This is a genomic window from Streptomyces doebereineriae (assembly GCF_031845645.1).
GTDB lineage: Bacteria > Actinomycetota > Actinomycetes > Streptomycetales > Streptomycetaceae > Streptomyces > Streptomyces canus.
Genome location: NZ_JAVREZ010000029.1, coordinates 1 through 26040, shown reverse-complemented (window position 1 = coordinate 26040; position 26040 = coordinate 1). Strand labels below are relative to the sequence as shown.

Here is a 26040-nt window from a genome sequence, read left to right as displayed (position 1 = left end):
CGCCGACGCGGGTCTCTCCCGCCGATCACGCTCGCCGAGCGTGCCCGAACAGGGGGAAGACATGACGGTACGTACAACAGTGGTCGTGGCGGCGACGGCGGTGGCGCTCACAGCCGGTTTCGCCGCGCCGGCGATGGCGGCCGGAGCCGGGGCCGGCGACCATGACGCCACCCGGAAGGCCGTCCGCGCCGCGGTGAAGGACGGCGTCCCCGGTGTGACGCTGACGGCGAAGGACGGCGGGAGCACCTGGTCGACCACCGCCGGGGTCGGCAACCTCAAGACGAAGGCGCCGCGTTCGGCGGACGACCGCTACCGCGTCGGCAGCATCACCAAGACCTTCGTCTCCACCGTGCTGCTCCAACTGGAGGCGGAGGGGCGGCTGTCGCTCGACGACACGGTGGAGAAGTGGCTGCCGGGCGTGGTCCACGGCAACGGCCACGACGGCAGCCGGATCACCGTCCGACAGCTCCTCAACCATACGAGCGGGATCTTCAACTACACCGCGGACGAGACGTTCGGTCGCACGTACTTCCTCAAGGACGGCTTCCTCGAGCACCGCTACGACACGAACACGCCCGAGCAACTCGTCGCGGTCGCCATGGCCCACCAGCCGGACTTCGCGCCGGGCACGTCATGGAACTACTCCAACACCAACTACGTCGTGGCCGGCATGGTGATCCAGAAGGTCACCGGACGGTCGTACGGCGAGGAGATCCGGCACCGCATCATCGACCCGCTGCACCTGACCGCCACCTCGGTGCCGGGCACCCGCGTCACCGTCCCGCAGCCCAGCAGCCGGGCCTACTCCAAGCTGGCGCGGACGGCGACGGGACCGACGTACGACGTCACGAGGCTGAACCCCTCCCTCGCCTCCTCGGCGGGCGAGATGATCTCCGACTCGGCCGACCTGGACCGCTTCTACGCGGCCCTGCTGAAGGGCCGGCTGCTCCCGCCGAAGCAGCTGAAGGAGATGAAGACCACGGTGGCCGTCGAGGGCATCCCGAACGCCGGCTACGGCCTCGGTCTCATGGACCGCAAGCTCAGCTGCGGGGTCCACGTCTGGGGTCACGACGGCGGCATCCACGGCTCGAGCTCCGTGGCCGTGACCACGGCCGACGGCCGGCACTCCGTCGCCTTCAACTTCAACGGCGACTGGTCGGGGGACACCGACGCGGTCGTCGAGGCGGAGTTCTGTGGCGAGTAGTCGCACCGACTCGGACACGAAGCACGCAGTTCATCCGGACGTAATGTCCGTACCGCCTCATATCGGCTAACCCGCACTTCACGGGGATGGCTCGATCTGTATGCAAGGCGGGTGGTCGTGTGCGTACGGGACACGAACTGCGAGTGCTGTCGGTGTACGAGGGTTTCTTCTCCGGTGGGGCCCGGATCGTGCACAGCGACATCGTCCTGGGCCTCGCCGAGGGAGGTCAGCACCATCAGGTGCTGAGCCTGCACGGCGAGGTCCACCGGGAGGCGACCCGGCAGCGGATGGAGGACGACACCTGCTACCGGGCGCTGACCGCGGCCGGAGTGGGCGTCACCTCCCTCGGGCGCACTTTCCGGAGCACCGGCGTTTCGGTCGGTTTCACCGGACCGGAGCTGGCCGGAACAGCCCGGGCGACGGCCGGCGCGGACGTCGTTCTCTCCCTCAAGGAACAGCCCCTGGCGCTGCTCAACCAGGCGGGCCTGCCGCGCCGCCCGGTCGTGGTCTGTCTGCACCGCTCCGACCCGGAGAACCAGGGCACCGCCCTCGACGAACTGAAGGCGGCCATCGCCGACGGCACGGTCGTCGCCTGCGTGTGCTGCGCCGAGTCGACCCGGGCCGCGTACCGGGCCGCCGGGATCCCCTCGGATCTGCTCCACGTGATCCCCAACGGCGTCGACCTCTTCCGCTTCCGCCCCGACGCGGCCCGCCGCCTCGCGGTCCGCACGGAGCTCGGCATCGACCCCGCGGCCCCCGTGGTCGTCTTCGCCGCCCGTTACGACGGCATGAAGAACGTCCCCCTGCTGCTCGCCGCCGCCCGCGCCTGGCTCGGCCGGGTCCCGGACGGGCAGGTGCTGATGTGCGGGGCGGGTATGACGGCGGAGAACCCCGGGCTCACCACGGACCTCGCGACGGCGTTCCAAGGGGCGACGGGCCTGGCGGACCGGGGGGTGCGCCTGCTGGGCGTCCGACGCGACATGGAGATGCTGTACGCCGCCTCCGACGTCGTCGCCCTCACTTCCGCCTGGGGCGAGGCGGCACCGCTGTGCCTGATCGAGGGCATGATGTGCGGCGCGGTCCCGGTCGCGACGGACGTCGGCGACAGCGCGGCGATCGTGGCGGGCCACGGCCTGGTCACGGCCCCGGACCCGGAGGTGATCGCGGCGGCCTGGTCACAGGCGGTGGCCGCACGCGCCGACCTCGCCCCGGCCCTCGCGGCCAACCGCGAACGCTTCAGCCGTACGAGGATGATCGCGTCGTACGCGGCCCTGCTGGACCGCGTCGCCGCGGGCACCCCCCGCCCCGCGCTGCCCGACCTCTTCTAGCGCCGCACGCACGCGACGAGGAGGGGCCCCGGCTCCCCGGCGCCGTGGCCCCTCCTCTCCCCTCCTGGTCCTGCCCCGGTCCGTCACTACCGGGGCAGCACCACGACATACGCGGCGGGATCCCGGTCGCCGGAGGCCATGAGGGCCGTACGGACCACCGTCGCCTGCTGTTCCATCGCGTCCCGGAGTTTGCGGGGGGTGATGTGGACGACCGTGATGCCGAGGCGCTCAAGGTGTTCGCGCTTGCGGGCGTACTCGGACCAGAGGGCGTCGTCGTCCTGCCGGTGGCCCTGCCGGGGCGCGCGGGTGTCGAGCTCGACCGCCACCGCCTGCTCCGGCCAGTACGCGTCCAGGCCGCCCAGGTGGGGCCCGCCCGGCAGCCTCAGATCCACGTTCCACACCGGGTCGGGGAGGCCGTACTCCTGGACCATGCGGTACAGGCGGCTCTCCGCGATGGCGCGGCCCTCGGCGAGCAGGGAGTCCACCGCGTCCACCACGTGCGGGCGGCCGAGCAGCCTGGCCTCGTTCAGCTCCCGGACGACGGCGGCCGGTTCGCAGTGGCCGCCGCGGACCGCCTCCGTCAGCAGCCGTCGTACCGCCCCCGCGTCCGTCAGTTCGGTGACCGCGTCGGCGAGGGCGCGCGGGACCGGCGCGACCGGGACGCCGGTGACCTGTTCGGCGGCCGGGAGCGCCGACGTGCGGACGATCCGCGCGCCGCGCGCCGAGCGCAGCCGGCGCATCCTCGGGACCAGGACGTCGATCCGGTCCAGGGAGAGCAGCGGTGGGGTCGAGCTGAAGCCGTGCAGCGTCAGCGCCGCCAGGCCGGTGATCATCGCCTCCGCGTACACCGGGCGGTGCGGCTCCTCCGCGCCCGGCTGCGCCGGGACCCCGGCGGCGGACTCCCGTGCCGCGTACATCAGCACCGCGTGCAGGCGCTCCTCGCTGGTCGGCGGGCCCGGGTGGAGCAGGAAGACACCCGGGAGGATCTGCTGCCAGGGGCCGCCGGGCCGGCACTGCTCGTTCGCTTCGGCGACCGAGACGCCGCTCGTACGGAGCCGGCCGGCCGTCACGACACGGCGGTGCACCTCGGAGAGGTGACGCAGGGGTCGGGGGGAGAGCGGGGGGAGCGGGGCGTTGTGGTTCATGCAGCGGAGATTCCCGCGTTCGGGACGCCCGATAACCGCTGTTACACGCCTGTCGACAAATACGGACAAGGCAGTACTAAAGGACGGGTGTTCGGGTGCCGACTAGGGAGCGAAAACCCCTGGTCCATTCGGATGGAACCAGGGGTTACGGCTGCTATTGAACGGATTTCGTAACGGCTACCGGGCGCCCAAGCTCAGGCCAAAGGTCATCCGTGGTTGACGGCCTGCGCATCGCACTCCTGCCCCCGCAGCGCCCGCGCCAGATCGTCCCGCCCCTCCAGCACCAGCCTCCGCAGCGCCGGCGCCGCGTCCTCGTGGGCCGTGAGCCACGCGTCGGCCGCGTCCAGCGTCGTCCGCGGGTCCTGGAGGGAGGGGAACAGCCCGGAGACGGTGTTCATCGCGATCTGGATCGAGCGGTCCTGCCAGATCCGCTCGATCACCGCGAAGTACTTCTCCGTGTAGGGCTCCAGCAGATTGCGCTGGGACGGCTGGTTGAACCCCGAGATGGTCGCCTCTGCCAGGGCGTTGGAGAGCGCGTCGGACTCCACGACCTGCGCCCACGCCTGCGCCTTCACCGCCTCCGACGGACGGGCGGCCAGGCAGCGGACCTGATGGCGCTTGCCGGACGCGGTGTCGTCGCGGGCGAGCTCTGCGGCCAGCGCCTTCTCGTCGGCCAGACCCCACACGGTCAGCGGCTGCAGGAACGCCCACCGCAGCTCCTGGTCGACGGTCAGCCCGTCGATGGTCGCCGTGCCGTCCAGCAGGCCCTGCAACAGGTCCAGGCCGGCCGGGCTCTCGGCCGTCCGCGCGAAGAACCGCGCCCACGCCAGCTGCTGCTCACTGCCCGGCCCGGCGGCGAGCAGCTCCCGCTCGGCCCCCTCGGCGAGCAGCCCCGCACCCCGCTCGCGCCACTCGGGCGCCGCGTAGTGCACGACCGCCGACTCGGCCCAGGCGTGCAGCATCTGCAGAACGCCGATGTCGGACTCACGGCCCGCGAAGCGCAGCACGATGTCGATGAACTCCCTGGCCGGGAGCAGCGCGTCCCGCGTCATGTTCCACAGCGCCGACCAGCACAGGGCGCGGGCGAGCGGGTCGGTGAGGTCACCGAGCCCCGACTTCAGGGTCTCCAGGGAGCCCGCGTCGAAGCGGGTCTTGCAGTACGTCAGGTCGTCGTCGTTGACGAGCACAAGCTCCGGCGCCTCGGCACCGGCCAGCTCCGCCACGACCGTCCGCGGGCCGTCGACGTCCACCTCGGCGCGCGCGTACCGCTCCAGCGCACCGCCCCCGGAGCGCCGGTACAGCCCCACCGCCACCCGGTGCGGTCGGAGTTCCGGGTGGGACTCGGCCGCCTCCTGCACGACCGCCACCTCGTCGACCCGCCCCTCGGCACTCAACAGCACCTGCGGAGTGAGGGAGTTGACCCCGGCCGTCTGGAGCCAGGACCGCGCCCACGCGCCCATGTCCCGCCCGCTGGTCTCCTCGAGCACCGACAGCAGATCGCCGAGGCGCGTGTTGCCGTACGCGTGCCGCTTGAAGTAGCGCCGCGCACCCTCCAGGAACGCGTCCTGGCCGACGTACGCGACGAGCTGCTTCAGTACGGAGGCGCCCTTGGCGTACGTGATGCCGTCGAAGTTGAGCTTGGCGTCCTGGAGGTCGCGGATGTCGGCGGTGATGGGGTGCGTGGAGGGCAGCTGGTCGGCGCGGTAGGCCCAGGCCTTGCGGCGGTTGGCGAAGGTGATCCAGGCGTCCTTGAAGCGGGTCGCGCCGACGTTCGCGAAGGTGCCCATGAAGTCCGCGAAGGACTCCTTCAGCCACAGGTCGTCCCACCAGACCATGGTGACCAGGTCGCCGAACCACATGTGCGCCATCTCGTGCAGGATGACGTTGGCCCGGCCCTCGTAGGAAGCCTGGGTGACCTTGCCCCGGAAGATGAACTCCTCGCGGAAGGTGACGAGCCCCGGGTTCTCCATCGCGCCGAGGTTGTACTCGGGCACGAACGCCTGGTCGTACTTCCCGAAGGGGTACGGGTAGTCGAAGTGGTCGTGGAAGAAGTCCAGGCCCTGCTTGGTGACCAGGAAGACGTCGTCGGAGTCGAAGTGGGGGGCGAGCCCCTTGCGGCACAGCGCGCCGAGGGGGATCTCCAGCCGGGTGCCGTCCTCGAAGACGCGCTCGTAGGAGTCCGTCACATAGTGGTACGGCCCCGCCACCACACAGGTGATGTACGTCGAGATCGGCTTCGTCTCCGCGAACCGCCACACGCCGTCGCTCTCCGAGCCGACCCCGTTGCTCCAGACCACCCATTCCTGCGGCGCCCGCACCTCGAAGCGGAAGGGCGCCTTGAGGTCCGGCTGCTCGAAGTTCGCGAAGACGCGGCGCGAGTCGGCCGGCTCGTACTGCGTGTAGAGGTAGACCTCGCCGTCCTCGGGATCGACGAAGCGGTGCATGCCCTCGCCGGTGCGGGAGTAGGCGCACTGGGCGTCGACGACCAGTTCGTTGTCGGCGGCCAGGTCCTCCAGGGCGATCCGGGAGCCGTCGAAGACCGCGCCCGGGTCGAGGTCCCGGCCGTTCAGCGAGACCGCCGTGACGCTCGGCGCGATCAGGTCCGCGAAACTCGTGGCCCCCGGCTCGTTGCACCGGAAGCGGATCGTGGTCACGGACCGGAAGGTGCGCGGGCCGTCCCCGGCCTGGTCGCCGACCGCCGAGCGCAGGTCGAGGGACACGTCGTACCCGTCGACGGACAGCAGGGCGGCCCGCTCCCGGGCCTCGTCACGGGACAGATTCTCACCGGGCACGGGCGGTACTCCCTCGGGTGTGTTCAGCATGCGGACAGGCCCGATCCTGCCATGTGCTCCTGACATCGGTCAGCCGGGAATGGGGTGGGCGACGAACGGTGTTGCGGGTTGAAACGAACACTTTTCTAGGAGACCCATGTCCGAGACCTCGAACGCCTCCGGCAAGACCCCCGTCGACTTCTGGTTCGACCCGCTGTGCCCCTGGGCCTGGATGACCTCCCGCTGGGTCCTGGAGGTGGAGAAGGTCCGGGACATCGAGGTGCGCTGGCACATCATGAGCCTGGCGGTGCTCAACGAGGACAAGATCGACCAGCTGCCCGAGGAGTACCGGGACATGCTGGCGACCAAGGCGTGGAAACCGGTGCGTGTGGTGACCGCGGCCTGGCAGAAGCACGGCGCCGACGTCCTCGGCCCGCTCTACACCGCGCTCGGCACCCGCTTCCACAACCAGGACGAGGGCCCGACCGTCGAGGCCATCGCCGCCGCGCTCGACGAGGTGGGCCTGCCCGCCGACCTGATCGACTACGCCGACCAGGAGGACTTCGAGTTCGACGCCGAGCTGCGGGCCTCCCACAAGGAGGGCATCGAGAAGGTCGGCCAGGAGGTCGGCACCCCGGTCATCGCGGTCCCCGGCGCGGACGGCGAGCAGATCGCCTTCTTCGGCCCGGTCGTCACCCCGGCCCCCAAGGGCGAGGACGCGGCCAGGCTGTGGGACGGCACGCTCGCGGTGGCGTCGGTCCCGGGCTTCTACGAGCTCAAGCGCACCCGCACGAAGGGCCCGGACTTCAGCAACCTGTAGTCACTTCTCCGGCTTGGGGAAGGACCCCCCGTCGTTCTGGTCCCCGCGCCGCTGATACCGCAGACACCCTTCACGCGCGCACCGGAAGTACGAGCCCAGGCTGGTGTGCCTGGGCTTGTGCTCCCGTACGAACTTCTGCTCCTCGCCGGTGAGCGCCCGAAACTCCTGAAGGGACCCACCGCAGTTCGAGCACCTCATGAACACCCTGTGCCTCGCAGCTGACGTCCGGCCGCTTCCCGCGCGACATCCAACCGTGCCACATGCTCCTCGTACCCCTTCGCGTAGTACGAGGCCCGCTCCGGATCCGGCTCGACGATCGCCGTGGGTTCGGTCCAGACACCCGCGTCCAGCGAAACCCCGTACCGCTCCGCCGCGGCCAGCACCGCGCCCCGGGCCCCCACCTCCCCCTCCACGACCCGCAACGGCCGCCCCAGCACATCGGCCAGCAACCGCATCCAGGCGGGACTCCGCGTCCCCCCGCCGCACACCGCCAACGACCCCGTCAGCCCGGCCGCCTCCAGACAGTGCCGGGCCGCGTACCCGATGCCCTCGCAGGTCGCGCGGATCAGATCCGCCCTGGTCGTCTCCAGCGAGACCCCGCTGAGCTCGGCCCGCAGATGGGGCTCGACGAACGGAGCCCGCTCCCCGGAGGGAGCGAAGTACGGCAGCACCCGGACCCCGTTCGCCCCCGGCGGGATCGCCGCCAGCAGGTCGTCGACCTCCGCATGCGTGACGCCCGTGGTCGACAGCACCCAGTCCAGCGCCGCCGTCCCCACCATCGCCGGCATCGCCCGCAGCCGGTGCCCGGGCCGGTCGGTGGAGATGTACAGCCCGGCCGGCTCCCCGGTCAGGTCCAGCTCGGTGGTGGCGACGAGCGCGGCCAGACAGGTTCCGACGATGAGGAGTCCGTCGCCCGGCGCGGTGACCCCGGCGCCCAGCGCACAGGCCGGCAGATCGTACGGCCCGTTCGAGACCCGCGTCCCGGACGGCAGCCCCTCGCCCCGCGCCTCGCCCGTGGCGATCGGGTCGCCGATCGGGGGGAGCAGCCGCCGGCGACGGGTGAGTCCCAGCAGCTCGACCACCCGGTTGTCGTACGTCCGTGTCCGGGGATCGAGGAAGGGCATGGACGCGTCCGACACGTCCGTCGTCGCCCGCGCGGCACCCGTCAGCCGCTGGAAGACCATGTCCTTGCAGTACACGGCGGTCGCGGCGGCATCCAGGGACGACGGGTCGTACCGGTCGAGCCAGGCCAGCAACGGCCCCGGCGAGCCGGGGAACATCGCGCCGCCGGTCCGCCGGAACACCGTCTCGAAGGTGCCGTCCGCCAGCCACTGGTCGAGCAGTTCGTGGGCCCGGCCGTCCATCCAGGACAGCGCCGAACGCACCGGCCGCCCCTCCGCGTCGACCAGCCACACCCCGTCGCCCTGCCCGGTCAGCCCGGCCAGCTCCACCGGCTCCGGCACCCGCCCGGTCAGCTTGCCGAGGACGTCGACGACGGCGTCGTAGACCTCCGCCATGTCCTGCTCGACGAACCCGCCGTGCAGGGAGAGCTCCACCGGGCGCGACTCGACGGCCAGTTGACGGCCCCCGCTGTCGAACGCGGCGGCCTTGACGACGGACGTGCCCACATCGATACCGACGTACATGTTGCCTCCCGGCTCAGGTCAGACAGTGCGCCAACGGCTCCCCCCGCACCCAGCGGCCCACCTCCTCCGCCGCGATCCTCGCCGCCTTCTCGGCCACCGCGCGGCTCGCCCCGCCGAGGTGCGGGGTCAGGACGACCCGGTCGGCCAGGGCGTGCAGCCGGGAGTCCGGGGCCAGCGGCTCGTGCACGTAGGTGTCGAGGGCCGCCGCCGACAGCCGGCCGGCCTCCAGCGCGTCGCACAGGGCGCTCTCGTCGACGAGCGGGCCGCGGGCGACGTTCACCACGACCGCCCCCTGGGGCAGCAGGGCCAGCTCGCGGGCGCCGATCAGACCGCGGGTCTCGGCGGTGAGGCGGGCGTGCAGGGTGATCACCCGGGAGCGGGTGAGGAGCTGGTCCAGCGAGGACACCCGCAGGCCGTGGATCTCGCCGCGCACATAGGGGTCGTAGACCATGACCTGCGCGCCGAAGGCGCACAGCACGCGCGCGACCCTGCTGCCGACGGCGCCGTAGCCGACGAGTCCGACGGGCAGGTCCTCCAGCTCCAGGCCGCTGTGCTCGTACGTGTAGTAGGCGGCACCGCCCTCCCAACTGCCCTGTCCCGCCAGCAGGTCGTGGGCCTGCGGGATGCGGCGCACGGCGGCCAGCAGCATGCCGACGGTGAACTCGGCGGTGGCGGCGGCGTTGCGGCCGGGCGCGAAGCACACCCGTACGTCACGGGCCTTGGCCGCGTCGAGGTTCACGTTGACCGGGCCGCCACGGCACACGACGACCAGCCGCAGGCTGTCGGCGGCGTTCAGCACCCGCTCGGTGACCGGGCCCATCTGGGTGACGAGGACCTCCGCGCCGTCCAGCGCCTCGATCAACTCGTCCTCGGCGTCGCTCGCCTCCGTCACCTCCGCCACCGGCCCGAAGGGTTCCAGCGGCCAGCCGAGCCTCAACTCCTTCGTCTCCGCGGCGATGTCGCCCAGCTCGGCCTCCACGGCCCCGGCGATCAGCCCCGGCAGTACGAAGTGGTCGCCGGCCGCCACGACACGTACGGGATCGGTCCTCTGGGTCATCGTCGACCTCCGGATCGTCGCTTCACTGTCACGATGTTGAGCCGCGGGTCCGGGGTACGCATAGACCCCGTGCGGGTGGGAGGCCCCGATGACAGAGATGACGGACGAGAACGAGACGGTGTGGCTGGGGATCGACCTCGGCACACAGAGCGTCCGCGCGCTGGCGGTCACGGCCGGCGGAGCCGTGCGGGGCCGGGGTTCCGCCCCGCTCGGCGGCCGGCGCGAGGGCGGGCGGCACGAGCAGGATCCGGGGGAGTGGTGGGAGGCCGTGCGTACGGCGTCCCGTTCCGCGCTCCTCACCCTGACGGGCGTACCGATCGGCGGGCTCGCGGTGTGCGGGACGTCCGGGACGGTGCTGCTGACGGACCCGGAGGGACGGCCGACGAGCCCGGCGCTCATGTACGACGACGCACGCGCGGCGGGCGAGGCGGCACGGCTGCGGGAGGCGGGGCTGGCGGTACAGGACACGTGGGCGCTGCCGAAGGCGCTGTGGCTCGCCGGCGCGCACGGGAAGGGCCGGGTCACCCACCAGCCCGACACCGTCACCGCCCGGCTGGTCGGCAGGCCGGTGCCGACCGACTCCAGCCATGCCCTCAAGACGGGCTACGACCTCGAGCGCGACGCCTGGCCGGACATCGCCCTGGACCTCCCCGACGTCGTCCTGCCCGGCACCCGTCTCGGCGAGGTCTGCCAGGCCGCCGCGGAGGCGACCGGCATCCCCGCCGGGACCCCCGTCATCGCCGGGATGACCGACGGCTGTGCGGCCCAGATCGCGGCGGGCGCCCTGCGGCACGGTTCCTGGAACTCGGTGCTCGGTACCACCCTCGTGCTCAAGGGGGCCACCCCGGACCCGGTGCGCGACCCCACCGGCGTGGTCTACAACCACCGCGCGCCGGGCGGTACCTGGCTGCCCGGCGGGGCGTCGAGCGTGGGCGCGGGGGCGCTGCCGGCGGACGTGGACCCGGTGGCCATGGACGAACGGGCGGCCGCGTTCGAGCCGTCCGGCGCGGTCGCGTACCCGCTGGTCTCGCGGGGCGAACGGTTCCCGTTCCTGGCCCCGGACGCCACCGCCCTCCTCCTGGGCACCCCCGCCGACGACGCCGACCGCTGGGCCGGGCTCCTCCAGGGCGTCGGGTTCGCGGAGCGCCTGTGTCTGGACTATCTGCACCACCTGGGCGCCCCGCTCGACGGCCCCCTCACCTTCACCGGCGGCGCGGCCCGCAGCCCGTACTGGAACCAGCTCCGCGCCGACATCCTCGGCCGCCCGGCCCGGGTACCCGAACAGACCGAACCGGCCCTGGGAATGGCCGCGTTGGCGCTGCACGGCACCACGGGCACCCCCCTGGCGGAGGCCGCCGAGCACATGGTCCGCATCCGCACGGTCGTGGAACCGCGCCCCGGCCGCACGGCCCTCTTCGCCGACCCGTACGCCCGTCTCGTCGGCGAACTCACCGCGCGCGGCTGGCTTTCGGAGCAGGTGGCGGCCCACGCGCGCGCCCGACTCGACCAGGACACCACAGCATCCTGACGACGACCGACCGTGACCGACCGCAGAGAACCTGGAGACCGCACCCACATGAGCACGACCCTGCTGCTGGCCCGGCACGGACAGACCATCTGGCACGCCGAGAACCGTTACGCGGGGGTGAGCGACATCGGGCTCACCGACGAGGGCCGCGCCCAGGCGGAGGCGCTCGGCCGATGGGCCCTCCTGCACCGCCCCGACGCGATCTGGACGTCCCCCCTCTCCCGGGCGATCGCCACCGCCGACCCCGCCTGCCGTGCCCTCGGCATCGCCCCGCGGCGCGAACCCGACCTCAGGGAGTGCGACTTCGGGGTGGTGGAGGGCCGTACCCTCGCGGAGTTCGCCGCGGAGGTGCCCGAGGCGGCCGAGGCCTTCCGGGCGGACCCGGTGACGTATCCCTTCCCCGGCGCGGAGGACCCGCGCGAAGCCGCCGCCCGTGGAGCCGGCGCCCTGCGCGGCATCGCCGCCGCCCACCCCGACGAGCGCGTCCTGGTCGTGGCCCACAACACCCTGCTGCGGCTGGTGCTGTGCACGCTGCTGTCGATCCCGCTCGGGGAGTACCGCAGAGTGTTCCCGCGGTTGCGCAACGCGGCGATCACCGAACTCCGCCTCCGTGAAGACGGATCCGCCGCACTTCTCTCACTCAATGTCCCGTGCGAGCCGGACAGGTCGTAGCACGATGGGCCCATGACGGAGATCGACACCTCGGTGCCGCATTCGGCCCGGATCTGGAACTACTGGCTCGGCGGCAAGGACAACTACCCCGTCGACGAGGCGGCCGGCGATGCCTACACGGCCGTCTTCCCCGGCATCGTCACGATCGCCCGGAGCAGCCGCGCCTTTCTCGGCCGCAGCATCCGGTACCTGGTCGAGGAGGCGGGCGTCCGCCAGTTCCTGGACGTCGGCACCGGGCTGCCCACGGTCGACAACACCCACGAGGTCGCCCAGCGCTTCGCTCCCGAATCGAAGATCGTCTACGTCGACAACGACCCGCTGGTCCTCGCCCACGCCCGCGCCCTGCTCACCTCCACGCCGGAGGGCGAGACGGCGTACGAGGACCTGACGCTCTACGAGCCGGAGAAGATCCTGGAGGCGGCCTCCCGGACCCTCGACCTCACCCGCCCGACAGCCCTGATCCTCAGCGGCATCCTCGGCCATGTCACCGACTACGACCTGGCCCGCGACCTGGTCCGCCGGCTGGTGGCGGGCCTGCCCTCCGGCAGCCACCTCTGCGTCAACGACGGCTCCCGGGGCACCGACCCGGACTACGAGCAGGCCCAGGACGCGTACAACGAGACCGGCGCGGTGCCCTACCTCCTGCGTCCGATCGACAAGATCGAGGCGTTCTTCGAGGGCCTGGACCTGGTGGACCCGGGCGTGGTCTCGGTCCCGCTGTGGCGCCCGGACGGCGACTCGGCCCCCGCTCCGATCGGCCAGCACGGGGGTGTGGGGCGAAAGGCCTGAGCCCACTGGCCTGATGGGAAACCCCCGCGAGTCACGTCCTCGCGGGGAGTCAGGCCGCCGTGCGCGTCCTCTGCCAGGCGTACCCCGCGCCCGCCAGGACCAGCGTCATGCCGCCCGTCCAGTACAGCTGGACGCGGGTGTCCGGTTCGCGGGCCATCAGGACGAGGATCGTGGCCATGCCCGCCAGGGCGACCCAGGTCAGGTACGGGAAGGCCCAGGTGCGGACGGCAAGCCGCTCGGGGGCCTCGCGTTCCAGGGCACGGCGCAGCCGCAACTGGGAGACGGCGATGAAACCCCAGACGACGAGGATGACCGCGCCGATCATGTTGAGGAGCCAGGGGAAGACGTCGTCGGGACGCCAGTAGCTGAGGACCACGCAGACGAAGCCGAAGACGCTGGAGGCGAGAACCGCCACACGCGGGACACCGCCGAAGACGCGGCCCAGGATCCGCGGACCGAGGCCCCGCTCGACCAGGGAGTAGGCGATGCGGGAGGAGCCGTAGACGTTGGCGTTCATCGCGGAGAGGAGGGCGATCAGGACGACCACGTTCATGAGCTGCCCCGCTCCCGGGATGCCCAGTTCGTCGAGGGCGGCGACGTACGGGCCCTTGTCCACGACCGCCTTCGCGTCCCAGGGGACCAGGGTGACGATGACCGCCATCGAGCCGATGTAGAACAGCGCGATGCGCCACATCGCCGTCCGGACCGCGCTCGCCACCCCGCGCACGGGGTCCTCGGACTCGGCGGCCGCGATGGTGACCGTCTCCAGGCCGCCGTACGCGAAGACGGAGGCGAGCAGGCCGACGACCAGGCCCTCGCCGCCGCCCGGGAAGAAGCCCCCGCGGCCGGTGAGGTTCGCGGTGCCCGGGGCGTCCGTGCCGGGCAGGACACCGGCGATCGCCAGCACCCCGAGGATCAGGAACAGGCCGATCGCGCCCACCTTCAGGGCCGCGAACCAGAACTCGAACTCGCCGAAGTTCTTCACCGCGGCCAGGTTCGTGACGCAGAAGACCACCATGAACAGGGCGACCCAGGCCCATTCGGGGGTCCCCGGCAGCCAGCCGGTCACGATCTTCGCTGCGCCGATGCCCTCCAGGCCCACGGCCGTGCACAGCAGGATCCAGAAGGACCAGCCGGCGGTGAAGCCCGCCCAGGGGCCGAACGCCCGCTCGGCGTGCGCGGAGAAGGAGCCGGAGGAGGGGTACGCGGCCGACATCTCGCCGAGCATCCGCATCACCAGCATCACGAGGAGGCCGGAGAGCGTGTAGGCGAGGACGATCGAGGGCCCGGCGGCGGCGATCCCCGCGCCGGAACCGACGAACAGTCCGGCGCCGATCACCCCGCCGAGGGCGATCATCGACAGATGGCGCTGCTTGAGGCCGTGGGTCAGGGAGGCGTCCGGCTCTTGTGGAGCCTTGACGGTGGTGCTGGGCATGGGCGGGTTCGTCCAGTGCGTGAGACGGGCAAAAACGCCCACAGTCTGGGCGGCCTCCCCAGGTCGGAGGGGAGGCCGCTCACCATGCGGACACCAGCGGAACCCGCAGTGACTACGCCGCTACGGCGCTGTAGTGCGAGGCGTCGCCCTCGATCGAGTAGCTCTCCTTGCCCTCGATGCCCACCGGCACGTCCCCGGCGACGGTCACCCGGTGCAGCCGCCGCGGCAGACCGTCGTAGTTGTCGACGGCGTAGTGCTGGGTGATGCGGTTGTCGAAGAGCACGAGCTGGTTCTCCGACCAGCGGTGCCGCAGCAGGTTCTCCGGCCGGGTCACATACGCCTGGAGCAGGTCGAGGACCTTGCGGGACTCACTCACCGACAGGCCCACGATCCGCTGCGCGAACCCGCCGATGAACAGCCCGCGTTCACCGGTCAGCGGGTGCACCCGGACCACCGGATGGGCCGTGCGGAACTTGATCGAGGTGAACTGGGCACGCCGGGCGGCCTGTTCCTCGTCCACCGTCTCCTCCGGTACGGCGTAGTCGTAGTCGTTGGTGTGCTCGGCCCACAGACCGTCGGCCAGCCTGCGCAGCGGCTCCGGAAGATTCCGGTACGCGGCCGCCGAGTTGGCGATCAGCGTCTCGCCGCCGTACGGCGGGATCGTCAGGCTGCGCAGGGTGCTGGCCTGCGGCGGGTTGAGGACGAACGTGACGTCGGTGTGCCAGTTGTTGGCGGCGCGTCCCTCCTCGCTGTCGACGGGCAGGACGTTGGGGGCGCCGTCCACGGCGGGCACGGTCGGGTGGGCGGTGGTGAGCTCACCGAACTGCCGGGCGAAGGCCTGCTGGCCCTCGTCGTCGAGGTTCACGTCACTGAAGACCAGCGCCTTGTGGACGTTGAGGGCGTCCCGGAGGGCGGTGGCCGTCTCCTCGTCGAGCGGCCTGGAGATGTCGACGCCGGAGATGTGGGCGCCGATGCGGGCGGTGACCTTGCGGATCTCGATACCGGACATGTGAGGGGTCCTTCCTAGGCGTGGACGGGCTGGGCGTACTGGTTCGCGGGGCGCGGAAGGCCGTAGCGCTCCCGCAGGGTCTGCCGCGGGCCGTACTCTGCGCGGAGCAGACCGCGGGTGCGCAGGATCGGGACGACGTGGTCGACGAACGCGTCCAGGCCGGACGGCAGGACCGGGGGCATGATGTTGAAGCCGTCGGCGGCGCCCTGGGTGAACCAGGTCTCGATGGCGTCGGCGACCTGCTCGGGCGTACCGGCGAAGGTGAGGTGGCCGCGGCCGCCGCCGAGCCGCCCGATCAGCTGCCGCACGGTGAGACGGTCGCGCCGGGCCAGTTCCACGACGAGCGTGTAGCGGCTCTTGGCGCCCTCCACGGCGGACTCGGGCGGCAGGTCGGAGGGGAGCAGCCGGTCCAGCTCCAGTGTTCCGAGGGGCAGTTGCAGCAGCCGCTCCAGGTTGGCCACGCCGTGGTCGTGCACGATGTGGTCCTCCAGCTCCCGCTCCTTCGCGAGCGCCTCGGCCTCCGTGGCGCCGATGACGGGGACGATGCCGGGGAGCACCTTGATGTGGTCGGGGTCCCGGCCGGCCGCGGCGGTACGGGACTTGAGATCGGCGTAGAAGGCCCGGGCGTCCTCGATGGTCTGCTGGGCGGTGAACACCGCCTCCGCGTACCGGGACGCGAACTCCTTGCCGTCCTCGCTGGAGCCCGCCTGCACGAGCAGCGGGTAACCCTGGGGCGTGCGGGGCACGTTGAGTGCGCCCTCGACGCTGAAGTACGTCCCCTGGTGCCGGGGCGGGTGGACCTTCGTGTCGTCGCCCCAGACGCCGGCGGCCTTGTCGCCGACGATCGCGTCGTCCTCCCAGCTGTCCCAGAGCTTGAGGGCCACGTCGAGGAACTCACCGGCCCGGGCGTACCGGTCCGCGTGCGCGGGCTCGTGCTCGAGACCGAAGTTGCGGGCGGCCTCCCTGCCCGCGGTGGTGACGATGTTCCAGCCCGCCCGGCCGCCGCTGATGATGTCCAGCGAGGCGAACTTCCGGGCCAGGTTGTAGGGGGAGTTGTAGGAGGTCGAGGCGGTCGCGATCAGCCCGATGTGCTCGGTGGCCGTCGCCAGCGCGGTCAGCAGGGTGAGCGGCTCCAGAGCGCCGGCGGGCCGCTGGGCGAGGTTGCTCCACAACTGCGGCCCGTCGGCCAGGAAGAGCGAGTCGAAGCTGCCGCGCTCGGCGATCCGCGCGAGGCGGATGTAGTGGTCGAGCGAGACGTGCGCGAACGGGTCGCTCTCGGGGAGGCGCCAGGAGGCCTCGTGGTGGCCGGTGTTCATCAGGAACGCGTTGAGGTGGAGCTGTCCGGTGGTCATGCGTGGTCCTCCGTCACCCCGAGCGCGGCCAGCAGCCGCTCCCGGTACTCGCCCAGCAGGGGGTCCCGGTACGAACGCGGGTGCGGGCGGTCAATGGTCAGGTCGAGGCCGATGCGGCCCTCTTCGAGTACGAGCACCCGGTCCGCGAGCACGATCGCCTCGTCCACGTCGTGGGTGACGAGGAGGACGGACGGCTGGTGGCGCTTCCACAACTCCCGTAGCAACGCGTGCATCTTGATGCGCGTCAACGCGTCAAGGGCTCCGAACGGCTCGTCGGCCAGCAGGAGTTCGGGCTCGCGGACCAGTGAGCGGGCAAGGGCGGCGCGCTGGGCCTCGCCACCGGAGAGCTCGTTGGGCCAGGCGCGTTCGCGGCCCTCGAGACCCACCTCGGCGAGCGCCTCCCGGCCCCTGTCCTCGCCGTCCGTGCCCAGCAGGACGTTGTCCAGCACCCGCCGCCAGGGCAGCAGCCGGGAGTCCTGGAAGACCACGGACACCCTTTCGGGAGCCGTGAGCCGGCCGCTTCCCACGACCTCGTGGTCCAGCCCCGCCACCGCCCGCAGCAGCGTGCTCTTGCCGGAGCCGCTGTGCCCGAGCAGGGCGACGAACTGTCCGGCCGGGATGTCGAGATCGATGCCGTCCAGGACCGTACGCCCGTCGAACGACCGGGTCAGGCCCCGGAGTTGGACAGCGGGACGGGTCAGCTGCTCAGTGTGCGTCGCCATGACAGCACCCTCCGTTCGACGAGACGGACCGCGCTGTCGGAGACCAGGCCGAAGACGCCGTAGACGACGAGACCGACGAGGATCACATCGCTCTGGCCGTAGTTCTGGGCCTGGAACATCATGTAGCCGAGTCCGCTGGTGGCGTTGATCTGCTCCAGGACGACCAGGCCCAGCCAGGAGCCGGTGACGCCGAGCCGCAGACCCACGAAGAATCCGGGCAGCGCGCCGGGGACGACGATCTGCCGTACGAAGGCGAACCTCGACAGCCCCTGCACCTCGGCGAGTTCGACGAAGCGGTGGTCGATGCCGGACAGGGCGGCATGGGTGTTCAGATAGATCGGGATGTACACGACGATCGCGATGATCGCGACCTTGAAGGTCTCGCCGATGCCCAGCCAGAGGATGAACAGCGGGATCAGACCGAGGGTCGGGATCGCCCGGTTGAGGTTGACCGTCCCGTCGATCAGCGCCTCGCCGGTCCGGCTGAGACCGGAGGCCAGGGCCAGCACGACGCCGGCGACGAGCCCGATCACGAAGCCGGTCGCGGCCCGCTGGAGCGAGGTCAGGATGTCGGTGGGCAGGGTCCCGTCGGTCCACAGATGGGCGCCCGTTTTCACCACCGTCCAGGGTGCCGGGATCGCGGCCGGGTCGAGCTGTCCGGCGGCGGAGGCGGCGGCCCACAGGGCGAGGAGGAGGACCGGTCCGGCGAGCCGGGCGGCGGGCAGCCGCCTGCCGGGGGAGAGCCGACGGCGCCTGCGGACCTGGGGCGTGTCCTTGGCCGCGGCGACCGTGACAGCGGCTTCGGTCGTGGTCACGGCGCTCACCTCCGGTACTCCGCGGCCACGGCCTTCGCGGCGATGCCCTCGAAGCGGTGGTCGAAGAGGTCGCCCACGTCGAACTTCTTCACGAAGCCGCCCTCCGCCAGCAGATCCGCGGTCTCCTGCTCCCACTTGATCGCCTCGCCCCAACTCGGTGGGAACAGCGGCTTGTTGGCGAGCGCGGTGACCGCCTTGGCCTGGGCGAGGGTCAGGTTCTGCGTCTTGACGTAGAACTGCTCGTTCCAGAGGTCGGGGTTCTCGTACACCCACACCTGGCCCTTGGCCCAGTACGGGATGTAGGCGGCGACCGCGGCGGCCTTCGCGGAGTCGGCCAGCACGGAGGTCGGCGCCCACAGCAGGGTGAGCAGGTCGACGACGTCGGTGGTGACGGCGTGGGCGCCCTTGGCCTCGTACTGCGACAGATAGGAGGGCGCCTGGCTGTTGGCGAGCGGCGCGATGTCCACCTGCCCCGACTGCAGGGCGGTGAAGAACTGGTTGCTGGTCAGCGGGACGAGTTTGACGTCGTCGTACGCGATGCCGGCCTTCTTCAACGCCCGCAGGAGGACGACGCCTTGGGCCTGGCCCTGGGAGAAAGCGAGCCGCTTTCCCTTGAAGTCCTGGACCGTGCTGATGTCGCTGCCGGGCTTGGTGGCGAAGACATAGCTCGGTTTGCGGGTGATGTTGATCGCGACGATCTTCGCGTCGAATCCCTGGTAGTGCGCCTGGATCGGCGGAATGCCCGCGTTGGTGGCGACATCCAGGGAACCCGCGCGGAAGGCGTTGATGACATCGGGCCCCGCGGCGATATTGGGCCAGCTCGACACCTTGAACGGAAGCGCACCCAACTTGCCCAGTTTCAATTGGAGTTGCTGGATGCCGAGATACGAGGCGATCTTCAGGCTGGTACCCGCCGGGACCTTCGCGGCGAGCGGGGCGGACAGGGCGTCCTTGCTGTCCGCGGCGGCACTGCTTCCGGCGCAGCCGCTGAGCCCGGCGACGCCGGCCGCGGCACCGAGGATCGAGGAGAGGAACAGACGCCGGTCGATGCCGGACGTACGGGAAACAGGCATGGGAGAGCTCCCGGAATCAGCGCCGGAACAGCGCAGGGGAAAGCACGAAGAAGGAAAATCAACGCAGGGGAAATGAGCGCGTCACGCGGGGCAGCGTGTCAGCAACAAAGGGTGCGACAGTACAGGTGCGGGCTCATGAACAGGATGTTCGCGGTCATGCGGAGGCTCTGTCAACATTCGGAGTTTCTGAATTAATTCCGCTCAGGTGGGAGAGGGTGAGCGGATCCCGGTAGAGCACGTCGAGGGCCACCGCGCCGCCCGCCACGGCGAGCACGGAATCCGGGAAACCCGTGGGCATCACGGAATTCGCGCGTTCGCTGCCGACCCCCTCGCGCAGGGCGGCGAGGCAGTCCTGCCGGTGCATGACACCGATCTCGGTCACCACGACCGTCTCCGGGTTCAGCACGTCCAGCAGCAGCCGTACCGCCCGTCCGACGGCACCCGCACGCTCCACCAGCAGCCGTGCCGCCTCGGGATCGCCCGCGGCCGCCGCCGCGACCACATGCATCGGGTTGACGCCCTCGACGACCCCCGCCCGCCGCGCCCGCCGGCACAGCGTCCGCTCGCTCAACTCGGCCTGGAGGCAGCCCGTCCGGCCGCAGTCGCAGGGCTCGGTGCCGCCCGGCACCGGCAGATGGGCGATGGTGCCCGCCTGGGAGCGCGGCCCGTGGTGCACCTCGTCGTTGGTGGCGAACGCCGCGTCCACCACATTGCCGACGAACAGATGCAGCACGCTCCGGCTGCCGCGCGCCCGCCCGAACAGCCGCTCCGCGTTGACCAACGCCCGCGCGTGCCCGTCCACATGGACCGGCAGCCCGGTGCGGGCGCCCAGTACCTCCCGTACCGGCACCTCGTGCCAGCCCAGCAGGGGGTGCTCGACGACGGTCCCGGAGTCCCGGTCCACCCAGCCGCCGACGGCCACGCCGACGCCGAGCGGCCGGCAGCCGGGGGCGGCGTCCAGCAGGGCCCCGAGCGCTTCGGCGGCCCGCGCCAGCACCGGCTCGGGAGCGGTGTGTTCGTGCTTCAGCTCGCGGCGCGCCAGCACCCGGCCGCGCAGATCGAGCAGTGCGACCGTGGTGTACGGCACCGCCACGTGCACGCCGCCGACCACGAACCGTGAGTCGTCCAGGTCGACGGGGACGTGCGGGCGCCCCACGCCGTTCGACCGCCGGGGCACGGCCGACTCGCGGATCAGGCCGAGTTCGCTGAAGCGGGCGCAGTAGTCGGTGACGGAGGCCGGGGACAGCCCGGTCAGCCGGGAGATGGTGCTGCGGGCCACCGGGCCGTGCTCCAGCACGGACCGCAGGACCACGCTGGCGCTGGTCCGGCGCCGGGACATGGGAGTCGGGGTGACAGGGGGTGCCTCGGTACGGGGCATGGAAGACCGTCCTCGGGAACGGGGGCCGACACGTCTCGGAGGATGAGGCGCGCCGGAGCCCGCCTCACGCCGGACGGCGACAGACGGCCGTGCCCACACGTCGCAGATCGACGTGGCGACGCGACGAGAAGTACCGGGACTGGGCGACCATGACTGGAAGAGTAGGGCAGGAACGGTGAATCCGACCAGAGCACTAGGATTCGTTTGGAGATTCCCCACAGTGGTGTGAACAGCGTCCCTGTATCCCCGGCCACCCCACCTCAGTGACAGGGGTCACGCCGAACCCGGTGTAACCGGCACTCTTTGTCCGGAGCCCACCAAGCCCCCGTTCCCCGCTTTGTCGGGCGCTGACGGTGATCGGCCGGAGCGCGCTGGGATAGCGTCACGATGTCCCTCGCCGTTCACACCCTCGCGGAGTCCCCATGAGCACCGCCGTCGCCCCCCGTCGCACCGGCCAGGTCCTCGCCGACCTGATCCCCGCCTCCCGCGTCCGGGACGTCGCGCTCGTGGTGGGCGGCGCCGCGCTCACCGGCCTCGCCGCGCAGCTCTCCGTCCCCGTGCCGGGCTCCCCGGTGCCGGTGACCGGCCAGACCTTCGCCGCGCTGCTCGTCGGCACGACCCTCGGCGCCCGCCGTGGTGTCGCCTCCCTCGCCCTGTACGCGCTGGCAGGCCTCGCCGGTCTCCCGTGGTTCGCCCAGGGCACCTCCGGGATCTCCGTCTCCTTCGGCTACATCCTCGGCATGATCCTCGCGTCCGCCGCCGTCGGCGCCCTGGCCCGCCGCGGTGCCGACCGCTCGCTGCTGCGCACGGCGGGCACGATGCTGGTCGGCGAGGCGATCATCTACGCCATCGGCGTCCCCTACCTCGCCTACGCCGCCGACATGTCGGCCTCCGCCGCGATCGCGGCCGGCCTCACCCCGTTCCTCCTCGGTGACGCCCTCAAGGCCGCTCTGGCGATGGGCGTGCTCCCCACCGCCTGGAAGCTCGTCAAGCGCTGACACGCCTCCCGAAGAGGCTCGCCGGGTCGTACCGCGACTCCAACTCGGCGAGCCTCTTTCGCGTTTCGGCGTCATACAGGCCCTCGGTCCGGTCCCCGGCCCCGAAGGCGAAGTTGACGGTACGGCCGAGGGTGGTGGCCGAGAGCAGCCGGAAGGCCGGGTCCAGCAGCTCGCGCGCCTGATGACGCCCGCCGCCGGTCAACAGCCGCACCAGAAAACGCCCTTCGCGGTACGGCACCGAAATCGGCGCCGGCCGTGCCAGCGCCCCGCCCAGATGATTGATCTGTACGACGACCATGGCACCGGCACCGTCGCCGGGCCCGGTCCGCGCGAGCAGCTCGGCGGCCCGCTCCACGTCCAGGTCGCCGAGCACCGCGCTGTCCCCGTAGTAGCTGTGCGGGAAGTCGGGGTCGCTGTGGATGGTGTGGCTCTCGGCGTACGGCATCTCGCGCAGCGAGTCCGCGAGCACCGGGCCCAACTCCCGCAGCGGTGCGACGAGTCGGCCGCCGTCGGCGCCGGTGTACGCGACCCGTACGGAGACGACGTACCGCCCCCGCAGATGTGGCGGAAGCGCCGGGATGCCCGGATACGGTACGGCGGCGAAGGAGGAGGTCAGTGTGGACGGCACGGTCCTGGTCCACTCCTTGTACGCCCGCAGGACGTCCGCCGGATCGACCTCGCGGCCGTCGAAGGCGAGCGAACCACCGTAGAGAGTCCGTACCGGGACGAGTCCGATCTCCAGTTCGGTGACGACACCGAGGCGGTGGCCGCCGCCGAGGAGGCCCCAGTAGAGCTCGGACTCCTCGGTGACATGGCGCAGCCGGCCGTCCGCGGTGACGACGTCGAGGGAGCGGACGTGGTCGGCCGCGTAGCCGAACTCCCTTGCCAGGATGCCGAGTCCGCCGCCCAACGTGTACGACACGGCACCGACGCCGGGCGCGGAACCGTTGAGCGGCGCGAGCCCGTACGGCTCCGCGGCCTCGACCACCTGAGCCCAGCGGACACCCGCCTGGACGCGGGCGGTGCGGGCGGCGGGATCGATGGTCACCCGGTCCATGCGCCGGGTGCTGATGAGCGCGCCGCCCTCCACCGCGCCGGGCAGTCCGTGTCCGGTGGCCAGCACGGTGACGGGCAGCCGCGCGTCGGCCGCGTGGCGCACGGCGGTGACCACGTCGTCGGTGGAGCGGACGGGGAACACGAGGTCGGGGCGCAGGGCGAACCCGGTCTGGAAGCTGCTGACTTCGTCGTGGGTCGAGGTGTTCATGCCGGACATGGTGGAGGCATAACCTGACAGTTTCCGTCAGGTTATGCCTCCGTAGGTTTCGCGTTCCGGGTCAGCAGGTGGTGCGTCGCGGCCGCCGCTGCGACCACCACAGCCCGGCCACGCCCGCCGCCATCAGCGAGGCGCCCGCGGCCCCGAGTGGCAGCAGGTCCCGCTCGACACCGGTCTTGGGCAGTTCGTCACCGCCGGGTGCCACCGGCTTGTTGTCGGTGCCCAGCAGCAGCGGGGTGGCCGGGGCGTTCGGCGACGGGTTCGTCGTACCGAAGGGAACCGGGCCCTGCTGCCAGAACGTCTTCTTTCCGTCGCTGGTCTGCACCGGCAGACAGATCTTGCCGGTCTTCTTGACATCGAATGTCGCGTCGACGGCGTACGACTTCGACTTACCGGCCGCGAGATTGTCGATGGGACAGGCGAAACCGCTGTTCGAGCCCTCCGGCAGATCCTTTTCTTCAATCGGAGAGCAGCCTTGAACGTTTTTGACCGTCATGCCGTCGAAACCGACGACCAAAAGCCTGATCTTTCCGGTGTCCTTGCTCCCGTCGTTTTTCACGGTGGCCGTGAGGTCGGTCTTCTGCGAGCTGTTGTCGACGGAGATCGTCCCGGGCAGTGTCGTCGTCAGCTCCACGCCCGCCGGTGCCTCGTCAACAGCCTTTCCCCCCTTACTGCTTGCGGGTCCCTCGTCCGCGCTCGCGGTGACGGAAAAGATCATCACCGTCGAGAAAGCTGCCGTGACCAGCGATCCGGCAATGGTCGTCATACGACGAGAACTCATGTTCGTCCCCCTTGGCTGCGCCTGAATTCGCAGTACTTGAAGAGGTACCACAAGATTTCTCCGCACTATGCTGGTACGGCGCGAAGTGTGACCATTGTGTTCCAGTCGGGGCATCGTTGAGGGGGTGCAGCGGATTGCCGGGGAATACGGGAGACACGGGAAATGCGAGGAACGGCGGAGTTCCAGGGCTCCTGGTGACAGGACGCTATCGCCTGGTCGAGAGTATCGGCCAGGGGGGCATGGGGCGGGTGTGGCGAGCCGCCGACGAAATGCTCGACCGGCAGGTCGCGGTCAAGGAGATGCGGATCGACGGCCTCGACGCGGAGGACACCCGCACCCGCCGTGAACGGACCCTGCGCGAGGCCAGGGCCACGGCCCGGATCGACCACCCGAACGTCGTACGGGTCTACGACGTCGTGGACGAGGGTGAACGCCTGTGGATCGTCATGGAGTTGGTCAACGGCCGCTCCCTGGAACGGATGACGGTGGAGGACGGCCCGCTGGGCCCGCGCGAAACGGCGCTCCTCGGCCTGGGATTGGTGCAGGCCCTCCGCCAGGTCCACGCCCGGGGCGTCCTGCACCGGGACATCAAACCCGGGAACGTCCTGGTGGAGTCCGCCGACCGCGCCGGGCACCGGATCGTGCTGACGGACTTCGGCATCGCCGCGATGCAGGACGCCAAGGCGCTCACCATGGTCGGCATGCTCGTCGGCTCCCCCGACTACATGGCCCCCGAGCGGGTCTCGGGCCGCCCCCAGGGGCCGCCGTCGGACATCTGGTCCCTGGGGGCGACGTTGTGCGCGGCCCTGGGCGGCCGCTCCCCGTTCTCCCGCGACACCACCCTGGCCACGCTGCACGCCGTCCTCTACGAGGAGCCGGAACTCCCCGCCGCGGCGGGCCCGTTGACCGACATCCTGGCGGCCCTGCTGGAGAAGGATCCCTCGATACGCCCGGCCCTGGACGACGTGGAGTCGGCCCTGCACACGGTCGCGTTCCCCGCGCCCACGCCGACTTTGAGGATGGGGGCGGGGGAGGACCTCAGTACGGCGGAACCGGGCGACCGGCGGGGGCCGGGCGAAGCCGCCGACCAGGCGAACGAGCGACTGCCGGCGGAGGTCCGCGGGCGCGAAGACGAGGCAGCCGGGACCGCGCGGGGACCGGCGGCCGGAGAGGAGGGGGACCGGGAGCGTCGGCCGGGAGGCCCTGCGGGGGCGTCGGGTGCAGGACGGGTGGACCCTGTTGCGGCGGCGGGGGCCGGGCGGGATGACGGGGCCGGGGCCGCGCGGGGGCCGGTGGCCGGAGAGGAGGGGGACCGGGAGCGTCGGCCGGGAGGCCCTGCGGGGGCGCCGGGTGTAGGACGGGCGGACCCTGTTGCGGCGGCGGCGGGGGCCGGGCGGGATGACGGGGCCGGGGAAGAGGAGGAGCGGGAGCGTCGGCAGGGGGGTCCGGGGCGGGTGGACCCTGTGCAGGCGGCGGTGCCCGGGTGGGATGGCGGGGTGCAGACGTCGGAGACGGCGCCGGTATCGGAGCGAGCTCGGGCGGTGCGGGATCCGCGGGTGCCGGAGACGGGGCCCGGGGCTGCCGTACGTGAGCCTGCTGTTGTGGAGCCGTCGGATGCCGTGCTGGTCGGGCATGCCTTCTCGGGCGCGGATGATGACGAGGGCTCCGGTCCGCCGTCGGACGGGACTCGGTCCGGTACCGACGTTGCCGGGTCGGCCGTAGACGAATCGGTACGTGAGCCTGCCGTTGTGGAGCCGTCGGATGCCGTGCCACCGGGGTTCGCCCTCTCGGGGGCGGTCGGTGACAGGGACTCGGCGGTCGCCGAGGTCCCCACCCCCGCCGAGCCGTTCTCGACCGACCGCGTCGCCAGTACCTCCAGCGAGGCCGCCTCCGAGGAGCGTTCGGAGGTGCGGTCGGAGACGCCGTCCGGGAGCGCGGTGGGAGCCGCGCTCCGGGCGGGTGCCACCACGGCAAGTACGCCCCTCGCCAGCGCTCCCACGCAGGACTCCCTCTCGGCGGGCGCCCCCACGGAGCACTTCCCGATGCCGGACGCACCGACAAGGGACACTCCCACGCGCGCGGCCTCCGCCCCCACCCGTATCGGCCCGGTGCCCGCGACCCACCGCCGCTCCGGCCCCGGAGTCTCCTTGGTCCGCGGCAAGCAGGCCGTACCCGACCAATCGGGAGCAGAGGGCACCACGGCAGCCACCGGCACCTCCCACACCGACGGCCCCGCTCCCAACC

General features: G+C 71.6%; 21 protein-coding genes. 8 read left to right on the top strand and 13 right to left on the bottom strand.

Translation table 11 applies throughout. The features are described from left to right. Positions 1-61: 61 nt before the first annotated feature. Positions 62-1204, top strand: coding sequence for a serine hydrolase domain-containing protein (locus RNB18_RS46385; RefSeq protein ID WP_311720199.1), 1143 nt, complete (start codon positions 62-64; stop codon positions 1202-1204). Between the two features lie 143 nt (positions 1205-1347). Then, positions 1348-2532: a glycosyltransferase gene (locus RNB18_RS46380; protein WP_311720269.1), complete on the top strand. Its 1185-nt coding sequence runs from the start codon at positions 1348-1350 to the stop codon at positions 2530-2532. Positions 2533-2618: 86 nt separating this feature from the next. Here RNB18_RS46380 and RNB18_RS46375 read toward each other — a convergent pair whose 3' ends face one another. Both RNB18_RS46375 and pepN read right to left on the bottom strand, forming a co-directional pair. Then, the gene (locus tag RNB18_RS46375; RefSeq protein WP_311720198.1) at positions 2619-3677 is read right to left on the bottom strand and encodes a hypothetical protein; all 1059 of its coding nucleotides are present in this window, start codon (positions 3675-3677) and stop codon (positions 2619-2621) included. A gap of 206 nt (positions 3678-3883) precedes the next feature. Beyond that, positions 3884-6469 (bottom strand): aminopeptidase N, encoded by a 2586-nt coding sequence (gene pepN / locus RNB18_RS46370; protein ID WP_311720197.1) that lies wholly within the window; start codon positions 6467-6469, stop codon positions 3884-3886. A gap of 136 nt (positions 6470-6605) precedes the next feature. On the opposite strand from pepN, the gene RNB18_RS46365 reads away from it, so the two are divergent. After that, positions 6606-7268 carry a mycothiol-dependent nitroreductase Rv2466c family protein gene (locus tag RNB18_RS46365; RefSeq protein ID WP_311720196.1) on the top strand — a complete coding sequence of 221 codons (663 nt, stop codon included), beginning with the start codon at positions 6606-6608 and terminating at the stop codon, positions 7266-7268. Positions 7269-7462: 194 nt separating this feature from the next. Here RNB18_RS46365 and RNB18_RS46360 read toward each other — a convergent pair whose 3' ends face one another. Both RNB18_RS46360 and RNB18_RS46355 read right to left on the bottom strand, forming a co-directional pair. Next, positions 7463-8914 carry an FGGY-family carbohydrate kinase gene (locus tag RNB18_RS46360; RefSeq protein WP_311720194.1) on the bottom strand — a complete coding sequence of 484 codons (1452 nt, stop codon included), beginning with the start codon at positions 8912-8914 and terminating at the stop codon, positions 7463-7465. A 13-nt stretch (positions 8915-8927) separates the two neighbouring features. Then, a complete protein-coding gene (locus tag RNB18_RS46355) occupies positions 8928-9971 on the bottom strand; it encodes a 2-hydroxyacid dehydrogenase (protein ID WP_311720193.1) in 1044 nt (347 codons plus the stop codon). 97 nt (positions 9972-10068) lie between these two features. Between RNB18_RS46355 and RNB18_RS46350 the strand changes: the two genes are divergently transcribed. The 3 genes from RNB18_RS46350 to RNB18_RS46340 are packed head-to-tail and all read left to right on the top strand — an operon-like array spanning position 10069 to position 12960. Continuing rightward, positions 10069-11499 carry an FGGY-family carbohydrate kinase gene (locus RNB18_RS46350; RefSeq protein WP_311720268.1) on the top strand — a complete coding sequence of 477 codons (1431 nt, stop codon included), beginning with the start codon at positions 10069-10071 and terminating at the stop codon, positions 11497-11499. 48 nt (positions 11500-11547) lie between these two features. After that, the gene (locus RNB18_RS46345) at positions 11548-12171 is read left to right on the top strand and encodes a histidine phosphatase family protein (RefSeq protein ID WP_311720192.1); all 624 of its coding nucleotides are present in this window, start codon (positions 11548-11550) and stop codon (positions 12169-12171) included. Between the two features lie 12 nt (positions 12172-12183). Then, positions 12184-12960 carry an SAM-dependent methyltransferase gene (locus RNB18_RS46340; RefSeq protein ID WP_311720191.1) on the top strand — a complete coding sequence of 259 codons (777 nt, stop codon included), beginning with the start codon at positions 12184-12186 and terminating at the stop codon, positions 12958-12960. Between the two features lie 49 nt (positions 12961-13009). Here RNB18_RS46340 and RNB18_RS46335 read toward each other — a convergent pair whose 3' ends face one another. From RNB18_RS46335 to RNB18_RS46305, 7 genes are all read right to left on the bottom strand, one after another. Then, positions 13010-14395 (bottom strand): amino acid permease, encoded by a 1386-nt coding sequence (locus RNB18_RS46335; RefSeq protein WP_311720190.1) that lies wholly within the window; start codon positions 14393-14395, stop codon positions 13010-13012. A gap of 112 nt (positions 14396-14507) precedes the next feature. Next, a complete protein-coding gene (locus RNB18_RS46330) occupies positions 14508-15404 on the bottom strand; it encodes a TauD/TfdA dioxygenase family protein (protein ID WP_311720189.1) in 897 nt (298 codons plus the stop codon). Between the two features lie 14 nt (positions 15405-15418). Then, complete coding sequence (locus tag RNB18_RS46325) at positions 15419-16756, bottom strand: LLM class flavin-dependent oxidoreductase (protein WP_311720188.1); 1338 nt, start codon at positions 16754-16756, stop codon at positions 15419-15421. Next, positions 16753-17478 (bottom strand): ABC transporter ATP-binding protein, encoded by a 726-nt coding sequence (locus RNB18_RS46320; RefSeq protein WP_311720186.1) that lies wholly within the window; start codon positions 17476-17478, stop codon positions 16753-16755. Before RNB18_RS46320 ends, RNB18_RS46325 begins: the two co-directional genes overlap by 4 nt. After that, positions 17454-18302, bottom strand: a complete 849-nt coding sequence (locus tag RNB18_RS46315) for an ABC transporter permease (RefSeq protein ID WP_311720185.1) — start codon at positions 18300-18302, stop codon at positions 17454-17456. Before RNB18_RS46315 ends, RNB18_RS46320 begins: the two co-directional genes overlap by 25 nt. Continuing rightward, entirely contained in the window at positions 18299-19366 is a 1068-nt protein-coding gene (locus RNB18_RS46310; protein WP_311720184.1) for an ABC transporter substrate-binding protein, read from the bottom strand. Before RNB18_RS46310 ends, RNB18_RS46315 begins: the two co-directional genes overlap by 4 nt. A 154-nt stretch (positions 19367-19520) precedes the next feature. After that, complete coding sequence (locus RNB18_RS46305; protein WP_311720183.1) at positions 19521-20744, bottom strand: ROK family transcriptional regulator; 1224 nt, start codon at positions 20742-20744, stop codon at positions 19521-19523. Positions 20745-21166: 422 nt separating this feature from the next. Between RNB18_RS46305 and RNB18_RS46300 the strand changes: the two genes are divergently transcribed. Beyond that, positions 21167-21742, top strand: a complete 576-nt coding sequence (locus tag RNB18_RS46300; RefSeq protein ID WP_059205333.1) for a biotin transporter BioY — start codon at positions 21167-21169, stop codon at positions 21740-21742. On the opposite strand, the gene RNB18_RS46295 is transcribed toward RNB18_RS46300, so the two are convergent. Beyond that, complete coding sequence (locus tag RNB18_RS46295) at positions 21732-23006, bottom strand: FAD-binding oxidoreductase (protein WP_311720182.1); 1275 nt, start codon at positions 23004-23006, stop codon at positions 21732-21734. The two genes, RNB18_RS46300 and RNB18_RS46295, sit on opposite strands and share 11 nt — an antisense overlap. Positions 23007-23076: 70 nt before the next feature. After that, positions 23077-23796 (bottom strand): LPXTG cell wall anchor domain-containing protein, encoded by a 720-nt coding sequence (locus RNB18_RS46290; RefSeq protein WP_311720267.1) that lies wholly within the window; start codon positions 23794-23796, stop codon positions 23077-23079. Positions 23797-24035: 239 nt separating this feature from the next. On the opposite strand from RNB18_RS46290, the gene RNB18_RS46285 reads away from it, so the two are divergent. Further along, the coding region (locus RNB18_RS46285) for a serine/threonine-protein kinase (protein WP_311720266.1) at positions 24036-26040 on the top strand (2005 nt) is incomplete at its 3' end.

Excerpts from the sequence above, each read along its gene's own strand:
- RNB18_RS46360 (WP_311720194.1), bottom strand. The coding sequence starts at position 8,914 with ATGTACGTCGGTATCGATGTGGGCACGTCCGTCGTCAAGGCCGCCGCG.
- RNB18_RS46355 (WP_311720193.1), bottom strand. The coding sequence starts at position 9,971 with ATGACCCAGAGGACCGATCCCGTACGTGTCGTGGCGGCCGGCGACCAC.
- RNB18_RS46320 (WP_311720186.1), bottom strand. The coding sequence starts at position 17,478 with ATGGCGACGCACACTGAGCAGCTGACCCGTCCCGCTGTCCAACTCCGG.
- RNB18_RS46345 (WP_311720192.1), top strand. The coding sequence starts at position 11,548 with ATGAGCACGACCCTGCTGCTGGCCCGGCACGGACAGACCATCTGGCAC.
- RNB18_RS46365 (WP_311720196.1), top strand. The coding sequence starts at position 6,606 with ATGTCCGAGACCTCGAACGCCTCCGGCAAGACCCCCGTCGACTTCTGG.
- RNB18_RS46310 (WP_311720184.1), bottom strand. The coding sequence starts at position 19,366 with ATGCCTGTTTCCCGTACGTCCGGCATCGACCGGCGTCTGTTCCTCTCC.
- RNB18_RS46305 (WP_311720183.1), bottom strand. The coding sequence starts at position 20,744 with ATGCCCCGTACCGAGGCACCCCCTGTCACCCCGACTCCCATGTCCCGG.
- RNB18_RS46290 (WP_311720267.1), bottom strand. The coding sequence starts at position 23,796 with ATGAGTTCTCGTCGTATGACGACCATTGCCGGATCGCTGGTCACGGCA.
- RNB18_RS46340 (WP_311720191.1), top strand. The coding sequence starts at position 12,184 with ATGACGGAGATCGACACCTCGGTGCCGCATTCGGCCCGGATCTGGAAC.
- RNB18_RS46335 (WP_311720190.1), bottom strand. The coding sequence starts at position 14,395 with ATGCCCAGCACCACCGTCAAGGCTCCACAAGAGCCGGACGCCTCCCTG.
- RNB18_RS46375 (WP_311720198.1), bottom strand. The coding sequence starts at position 3,677 with ATGAACCACAACGCCCCGCTCCCCCCGCTCTCCCCCCGACCCCTGCGT.
- RNB18_RS46295 (WP_311720182.1), bottom strand. The coding sequence starts at position 23,006 with ATGAACACCTCGACCCACGACGAAGTCAGCAGCTTCCAGACCGGGTTC.
- RNB18_RS46325 (WP_311720188.1), bottom strand. The coding sequence starts at position 16,756 with ATGACCACCGGACAGCTCCACCTCAACGCGTTCCTGATGAACACCGGC.
- RNB18_RS46350 (WP_311720268.1), top strand. The coding sequence starts at position 10,069 with ATGACGGACGAGAACGAGACGGTGTGGCTGGGGATCGACCTCGGCACA.
- RNB18_RS46330 (WP_311720189.1), bottom strand. The coding sequence starts at position 15,404 with ATGTCCGGTATCGAGATCCGCAAGGTCACCGCCCGCATCGGCGCCCAC.
- RNB18_RS46385 (WP_311720199.1), top strand. The coding sequence starts at position 62 with ATGACGGTACGTACAACAGTGGTCGTGGCGGCGACGGCGGTGGCGCTC.
- RNB18_RS46300 (WP_059205333.1), top strand. The coding sequence starts at position 21,167 with ATGAGCACCGCCGTCGCCCCCCGTCGCACCGGCCAGGTCCTCGCCGAC.